6 protein-coding genes are annotated in these 7,520 nt (G+C 73.8%); 4 read left to right on the top strand and 2 right to left on the bottom strand.

Annotation, left to right across the window (positions count from 1 at the left end):
- Positions 1–193 precede the first annotated feature (193 nt).
- The 4 genes from AB0B20_RS15815 to AB0B20_RS15800 are packed head-to-tail and all read left to right on the top strand — an operon-like array spanning position 194 to position 5,076.
- Complete coding sequence (locus AB0B20_RS15815; RefSeq protein WP_357471251.1) at positions 194–1,003, top strand: ABC transporter ATP-binding protein; 810 nt, start codon at positions 194–196, stop codon at positions 1,001–1,003.
- Between the two features lie 27 nt (positions 1,004–1,030).
- The gene (locus AB0B20_RS15810) at positions 1,031–2,020 is read left to right on the top strand and encodes an iron-siderophore ABC transporter substrate-binding protein (RefSeq protein ID WP_357471224.1); all 990 of its coding nucleotides are present in this window, start codon (positions 1,031–1,033) and stop codon (positions 2,018–2,020) included.
- Between the two features lie 5 nt (positions 2,021–2,025).
- Entirely contained in the window at positions 2,026–4,128 is a 2,103-nt protein-coding gene (locus AB0B20_RS15805) for an iron ABC transporter permease (protein ID WP_357471248.1), read from the top strand.
- A 45-nt stretch (positions 4,129–4,173) separates the two neighbouring features.
- Positions 4,174–5,076 carry a siderophore-interacting protein gene (locus AB0B20_RS15800; protein ID WP_357471221.1) on the top strand — a complete coding sequence of 301 codons (903 nt, stop codon included), beginning with the start codon at positions 4,174–4,176 and terminating at the stop codon, positions 5,074–5,076.
- A gap of 54 nt (positions 5,077–5,130) precedes the next feature.
- Here the strand turns inward: AB0B20_RS15800 and AB0B20_RS15795 are convergent, their stop codons facing one another.
- Complete coding sequence (locus AB0B20_RS15795) at positions 5,131–6,915, bottom strand: IucA/IucC family siderophore biosynthesis protein (protein ID WP_357471218.1); 1,785 nt, start codon at positions 6,913–6,915, stop codon at positions 5,131–5,133.
- A complete protein-coding gene (locus AB0B20_RS15790; RefSeq protein WP_357384833.1) occupies positions 6,912–7,496 on the bottom strand; it encodes a GNAT family N-acetyltransferase in 585 nt (194 codons plus the stop codon). Before AB0B20_RS15790 ends, AB0B20_RS15795 begins: the two co-directional genes overlap by 4 nt.
- Between the last annotated feature and the right edge of the window lie 24 nt (positions 7,497–7,520).

Below are 7,520 nucleotides of genomic sequence, written 5' to 3'. Positions count from 1 at the left end.
GATCGAGGTGGCCGAGATCCCGCCGCCGCACTCCCGGATGCGCTGGTCGATGCGGTGCCCCTCGTTGGCGGCCGGATCGAAGATCGACAACGCCGCCAACCTCATGATCGACTCAGGTGGAGGTTTGGCCGGGGAGCGGCTTGACAGGGTGATCGTGGATTAGGTTAGCCTAACCTGCGTGACGAGCGGAACGGTGCGGGCCGACGGCCTGCGGGGCAGTGAGCTGCGGTTGGGTTACCACGGCAAGACGGTGGTGCACGACGCCGCCATCACGCTGCGGCCCGCGGCCGTGACCGCGCTGGTCGGCCCGAACGGCAGCGGCAAGTCGACGCTGCTGCGCGGGCTGGCCCGCCTGCACCCGCTGGAGCACGGCGAGATCGTGCTCGCCGACGGCACCCCGGCGCGGGCGCTGTCCGCCCGGGACTTCGCCCGCCGGGTGACGCTGCTGGCGCAGAGCCGCCCCACCCCCAGCGGGGTGACGGTGCGGGACGTGGTCGGCTACGGCCGGCACCCGTACCGGCAGCGGTGGCGCGCCGGCGACCCCGACGGCCCGGCCGCGATCGAGCGGGCCATGACCGTCACAGGTGTCGACGGCATGGCCGGCCGGCCGGTCGACGAACTGTCCGGCGGCGAGCTGCAACGGGTGTGGCTGGCCACCTGCCTGGCCCAGGACACCGCGATCCTGCTGCTGGACGAGCCGACCACGTTCCTGGACCTGCGCTACCAGGTGGAGATCCTCGACCTGATGCGCGACCTCGCCGACACCGCCGGCGTCGCCGTCGGTGTGGTGCTGCACGACCTCAACCAGGCGGCCGCCGTCGCCGACCACGTCGTGCTCCTGCACGAAGGCCGGGTACGCGGTGCCGGCACGCCGCACGAGGTGTTCACCGAGGCGGCGCTCACCGAGGCGTACGGCATCCGCGTCGAGGTGACCGTCGACCCGGTCACCAACCTGCTCTCCACCCGCCCCGTCGGCCGGCACACGACCCGCGTCTGCGCCTGACCGATCCCTGCCCACAGAAGAGAAACGATGTTGCGTACCCGTCTGACCCTGCTCGCCGCCGCCGCGGCGAGCGCGCTGCTGATCGCCGGCTGCGGCACCACCGAGGAGCCCGCCGCCGCACCGTCCCCCTCCGACGCCACGTCCACCGGCCCGGTCACCGTCACCGACAGCCGGGGCAAGACCATCACCCTCAAGAGCCCCGCCACCAAGGTCGTCGGCCTGGAGTGGGGCGAGGTGGAGATGCTCGTCGGCCTCGGCGTCATGCCGGTCGGTGTGGCCGACCCGAAGGGGTACGCCACCTGGGTGACCGCCGCCCCGCTCGACCCGGGCGTCAAGGACGTCGGCACCCGTGGTGAGCCGAGCGTCGACTCCATCGTCGCCCTCCAGCCGGACCTCGTGGTGATGGAGGCCGAGCGCGGCTCCGCCGTCGTCACCCAGCTGGAGAAGTACGTCCCGGTGCTGGTCACCAAGGGCAGCGACGCCTCCGACAACATCGGCCGGATGCGCTCGGACCTGAAGATGATCGCCACCGCGACCGGCCGTACCGCGCAGGCGGACAAGCTGCTCGCCGACTTCGACGCCGCGATCGCCGACGGCAAGAAGAAGATCGCCGACGCCGGTGCGGCCGGCAAGCAGTTCGCCTTCGCCGACGGCTGGAAGGAGGGCAGCACCGTCTCGATCCGGATGTTCGGCCAGGGCGCGCTCGTCTCCCAGCTCGGCATCCAGCTCGGCCTCAAGAACGCCTGGACCGGCAAGACCGACGAGATGTGGGGCCTGGGCCAGACCGACGTCGAGGGCATGAACGTCCTCAAGGGTCAGGACCTGCACTTCTTCTACAACGCCTCGGACGGCACCGACGTGTTCGCCGACGGCCTCGCCGGCAACGCGATCTGGCGCGCCCTGCCGTTCGTCCAGCAGAACAAGCTGCACAAGATGCCCAACGGCATCTGGACGTTCGGCGGCACGCTCTCCGCCAAGCAGTACATCGACGAGCTCGTCAAGGTCTACACGGCTTGAGCGCGATGACCGCCCCCGCCCCGCCGGGGCCGGCCACCCGGCCGGCCCCGGTCGGGCCGCCGCCCGCCCGGCGCAGCCGGGTGGCCGGCGCGTTCGCCCTCGCCGCCGGGCTGCTCGTCGCGATCACCGCGGTGCACCTCACCCAGGGCACGTCGTCCGTCGGCGCGCTGGACCTGCTCCGGCTGCTCACCGGCGGCGACGACGAGACCGCCCGGGTGCTCGTCGCCTCCCGCCTGCCCCGGCTGCTCACCGGCCTCGCCGTCGGCATCGCCCTCGGTTTCGCCGGCGCGGCGTTGCAGTCGACCACCCGCAACCCGCTCGCCTCACCGGACACGCTCGCCGTCAACGCGGGCGCGCACCTGGCGATCGTCGCCACCGCCGCGTTCGGCATCGCGCTGCCCGCGCTGCCCGCTGGCGGGCTGGCGTTCTGCGGCGGCCTCGCCGCAGCCTCCCTGGTCATGCTGCTCTCGGCCGGCGGCCAGGCGGCCACCACCCGGCTCATCCTCGCCGGCTCGGCCACCGCGATGGCGCTCTCCTCGCTGACCATGCTGCTCATGCTGCTCTTCGAGCAGGCCACCATCGGCCTGTTCGCGTGGGGCAACGGCTCGCTCGTGCAGGGCGACCTGGTCGCGTTCACCCAGCTCGCCCCCGTGATCGGGGTCGCCGCGCTGGTGCTTGTGGCCCTCGGGCACCGGCTGGACCTGCTCGCCCTCGGCGACGACACCGCCACCGTGCTCGGGCTCAACGTGCGCCGTACCCGGCTGACAGTCGTGCTGCTCGCCGTGCTGCTCTCCGCCGCTGCGGTCACCCTGGCCGGGCCGATCGGCTTCGTCGGCCTCGGCGCCCCGGTGATCGTCCGGCTGCTCGGCCGCTGGGTGCCCGAGGTGCACCGGCACCGCATCCTGATGCCGCTGTCCGGCATCGTCGGCGTCGTCATCGTGCTCGGCTCCGACGTGCTGCTGCGCGCCGTGCTCGGCGGGCAGGCCGGGGTCGACGTGCCGACCGGCGTGGTGACCACGCTCTTCGGCGCGGTGCTGCTGGTCTGGCTGGCCCGCCGCCACCGCGACGCCGGGCCGACCCGGCAGGCGCCGGGCGGCCACGCCGCCGTCCGCTCCCGCGGCTTCGTCGCCTGCGTGATCGCGGTCTGCGCGGTCGTCGTCACCGCCGCGCTGCTGCTCGGCATGCTCGCCGGGGACACCTGGGTGCTGCTCGGCGACATCGTCAACTGGGTGCAGGGCCGCACCGGACCGGCGTACACCTTCGTGCTGGACGCCCGCTGGCCGCGCGTCGCCGCGGCGCTGCTGGCCGGCGCGGCGCTGGCCCTGGCCGGCACCACTGTGCAGGCCGTCTGCCGCAACCCGCTCGCCGAACCGGGCATCCTCGGCATCACCGGCGGCGCCGGCATCGGCGCCGTGTCGCTGCTGACGTTCGCGCCGATGGCCGGCGTGCTCGCCCTGTCCGGCGCCGCCGGCCTCGGCGCGGTCGTCGCATTCGCGCTGGTCTACGGCCTGGCCCGGCGGCGAGGGCTCAACTCCGACCGGCTGGTGCTGATCGGGTTCGCGGTCTGGCAGGGCGGTACGGCGATCATCACGTTCATCGTGGTCTCGTCCGACCCGTGGAACACCGGCAAGGCCCTGACCTGGCTGTCCGGCTCCACCTACGGGCGTACCGCCCCGCAGGTGCTGCCGGTGGCGATCGCGCTGCTGGTCGCCCTGCCGGTGGTCGCCGCCGTACGCCGCGAGCTGGATCTGCTCGCGCTCGACGACGACACGCCCCGGGTGCTCGGCGTCCGGCTGGAACGCGCCCGCCTGGTCGCGCTCGGCCTGGCGGCGCTGCTCACCGCCACCGCCGTGTCGGCGGTCGGCGTGATCGGCTTCGTCGGCCTGGTCGCGCCGCACGCCGCCCGCGCGCTCGTCGGCGGGCGGCACACCCGCGTGCTGCCGGTCGCGGTGCTGCTCGGCGCCGCCCTGGTCAGCCTCGCCGACACACTCGGCCGCAGCGTCATCGCACCGGCCCAGGTCCCCGCCGGGCTGGTCACCGCGATGATCGGCACCCCGTACTTCGTCTGGCTGCTGTGGCGTTCCCGCGCCGCCGCAGCCGCCCGTTGACCCGTTCACCCACGCACCACCCACCGGCCGTGAGAGGAATGACGCATGACCAGCACCCTGGCCGTCGCGCCCTGGCGAGTCTTCACCGTCGAGGTCCGCGCGCTACGGCGGCTCGGCCCGTCGTTCCTGCGGGTGACGCTCACCGGCCCGGACCTGGACCGGTTCGCCGATAACGGGTACGACCAGCGGATCAAGCTGGCCCTGCCGGCTGCCGACGGCGTGGCGGGGGAGCTGCCCGAAGGGCCGGACTGGTTCGCGCGGTGGCGTGCGCTGCCGGACGGGCTGCGCAGCCCGATCCGCACCTACACGGTCCGGGCGGTCCGGCCGGAGGCGTACGAGGTGGACGTGGACATGGCGCTGCACGGCGACGGCGGCCCGGCCACCCGGTGGGCGCGGCGCGCCCGCCTCGGTGACCGGATCGCGCTCGTCGGCCCCGACGCCGGGTGGGACGGCCCGCACGGCGGGGTCGAGTTCCAGCCGCCGGCCGGGGCGACGCTGCTGCTCGCAGGCGACGAGACCGCCGCGCCGGCCATCTGCGCGATCCTGGAACGGCTGCCCGCGCAGGCGCGCGGGCACGCGCTGGTGGAGGTGCCGGAGACCGGCGACGAGCTGCCGTGCCGGGCCCCGGCCGGCGTCACCGTGACCTGGCTGCCCCGCGACGGCGCCCCGCACGGCAGCCGGCTCACCCCGGCCGTGACGAGCCTGGCCGGCCGGCTGGTGCCGGTACCGGCCGCTCCGGTCGCCGCGCCGCTGGCCGAGGTGGACGTGGACCGGGACATCCTCTGGGAGGTGCCGGAGCGGCCCGACGGCGCGGCGCTCTACGCCTGGCTGGCCGGGGAGGCGGCGGTGATCCGCGGCCTGCGCCGGCACCTGGTCACCGAGCGCGGCATGGACCGGCGCGCGGTGGCGTTCATGGGTTACTGGCGGGCCGGTCGCGCGGAGAACTGATCGTCCCCACCGCCGTCGAAGCGGGCCGGCGCATGACGCGCCGGCCCGCTTTCGTCATCCGCGCGGCGCGTACGGGGCGAGCGGGTTGACCAGGGTGCCGGCGAACTGCAACGCGGCCGACGGGTCGGACAGGTCCACCATCTGCTGGTTGTTGCGCAGCTGAAGCCGGTTGAGGCAGGACAGCGTGAACTCCGGCGCGAACAGGTCGTGCCGGCGCATCCGGTCGGTCAGGTGCGGCACGGTGGCGGCGTAGCCGGCGGCGCACTCGGCGACGGTGCGCCAGAACTCGTCCTGGTCGAGCACGCCCCGGGTGTGCAGGGTGGCGCTCAGGTGCCGCAGGAAGCAGTCGAACACGTCGGTGAAGATGGACAGGATCTTCTCGTCCTCTCCGATGGCGGCCCGGATCCGCCGGACCCGCTCGGGCAGGTCCGCGTCCGGGTCCATCACCACGATCTCCTCGGCGATGTCCTTGAAGACGACCCGTTCGACCACGCCGTCGTGCAGCACCAGGATGACGTTCTCGCCGTGCGGCATGAACGCCAGGTCGTGGGCGTACAGGCTGTGCAGCAGCGGCACCAGGTAGGCGTCCAGGTAGCGGCGCAGCCAGTCGGCCGGCGCCAGCCCCGACTCGTCGATCAGCGCCGCGGCGAGCGAGCGGCCGTCCCGGTCCAGGTGCAGCAGCGACGCCATGGTGGCCAGCCGCCGCCCGGGTTCCAGCCCGGGGACCGGGCTCTCCCGCCACAGCGCCGCCAGCATCTTCCGGTACGGCGAGTAGCGATCGGTGGCCGCCTCGTACTGCCGGTGCCGGTAGCCGATCGCGGCCCGCTCCCGGATGATCGACAGGCCGGTGCGCTTGAGCACCGGGTCGCCCTCGATCAGCCCGGCCAGCCAGTCGTTGATGGCCGGCGTCGCCTCCATGTACGCGGCGGACAGCCCGCGCATGAAGCCCATGTTCAGCACCGACAGCGCGGTCTTCACGTAGTGCTTGGCCGGGTCGGTGACGTTGAAGAAGGTACGGATGGACTGCTGCGCGAGATATTCGTCAGGCCCTTCGCCGAGGCAGACCAGCCGGCGCGCGGCCACCTCACCGGCGAACGTCACGGCGAGCTTGTTCCACCACTGCCACGGGTGCACCGGGACGAGCAGGTAGTCGGCCGGGTCCAGGCCCAGCCCGGTGAGCGTGGCGGTGAACCCGGCCAGCGTCCGCTCGCCCAGCTCGGCCCGGACCAGCGTGTCGTAGTCCAGGTCGTCGGCGCAGGTGAACGTGGTGTGGTCGCGGTGCGCGGCGAGCCAGAGCAGCCGTACCGGCGCGGCGGCCTCCGGGGCGTACGCGTGGTACTCGTGCACGCCGAAGCCGATGCGGCCGTTGTTCGCCACGAAGCAGGGATGCCCCTCGGTCATGCCGGTCTCGATCGCCTGGAAACCGGCGGCGGCCAGCTCGGCGGCGCTCAGCGCGGGCTTGGCGAGCTTGTACGCGGTCCCGGCCAGCGTGGACGTGATCTCCTCCAGGTAGACCGGCAGGATCGCGTCGGTGAGGCCGAGCGCGCCGCGCAGCTCCACGCAGAGGTCGACGGCGTCGGGCGGCAGTTCCGCGCCGTCGCGGCGGCGCACGATGCTGTCCGCGTCGACCTCCCAGTGGTCGAGCGCCAGCAGCTGCGCGGTGAACCGGTACTCCACGGCGCCGTCGTCGCCGCGTACCAGCCACCGGCCCGGGCCGGCGGGCTCGGGCGTGATCAGGCGCTCGTGGGCGAACTCGGCCAGCGCCTTGCGCACCAGCAGCCGGTTGGCCGTCGCCCACGCCTCGGGGGTCAGGTGGTCCACTGATGCGCTGGCGTTCACGCCGGTGCCCCTTTCTCGCCTGTGGGCGCGCCGGTGGCGGCCCGGAACTGGTCCCGCGTGCAGACGCTCAGCAGCGCCTCCTTCTCGGGCTTGCGGATCGGCCCGACGACTGTGAAGCCGACGGCCGCGTTCAGCGCGTGCACGGCGGTGTTGCGCACGTCCGGCTCCACCACCACCCGGCGGGTCGCCGGGTCGGCGAACAGCCACGCCATCACCGTGGTGATGACGGCCCGGGTGAAGCCGTGCACAGGCGTGTCGGCGGGTGCGCAGAGGAAGTGCATGCCCACGTCGCCGGGCGCCGGCTCGTACAGGCCGACCAGTTCGACCCGGGCCGGGTCGTACCGCTCGGCCAGGAACGCCGGGGCGCCGCGCCACGATCCCAGGTACGCGTCGTGGTGCGGATGGTCGGCGATGCGCCGGTACTCGGCGGCGACGGCCGGCACGTCGGCGTCCCGCATCAGCCAGAACGCGGACTTGGGATGGGTGACCCAGCGGTGCAGCAGCGCGGCGTCGGCCTCCGGGTCCAGCGGTCGCAGGGTGAACTCGCCCAGCGCGTCGTCGACGCGGGTGAAGCTGGTCATGCGGGGCCGTCTGGGCATGCGCTC

This window comes from Micromonospora sp. NPDC049151 (genome assembly GCF_040648395.1).
GTDB lineage: Bacteria > Actinomycetota > Actinomycetes > Mycobacteriales > Micromonosporaceae > Micromonospora.
This window is presented reverse-complemented; position numbering and strand designations above follow the sequence as displayed.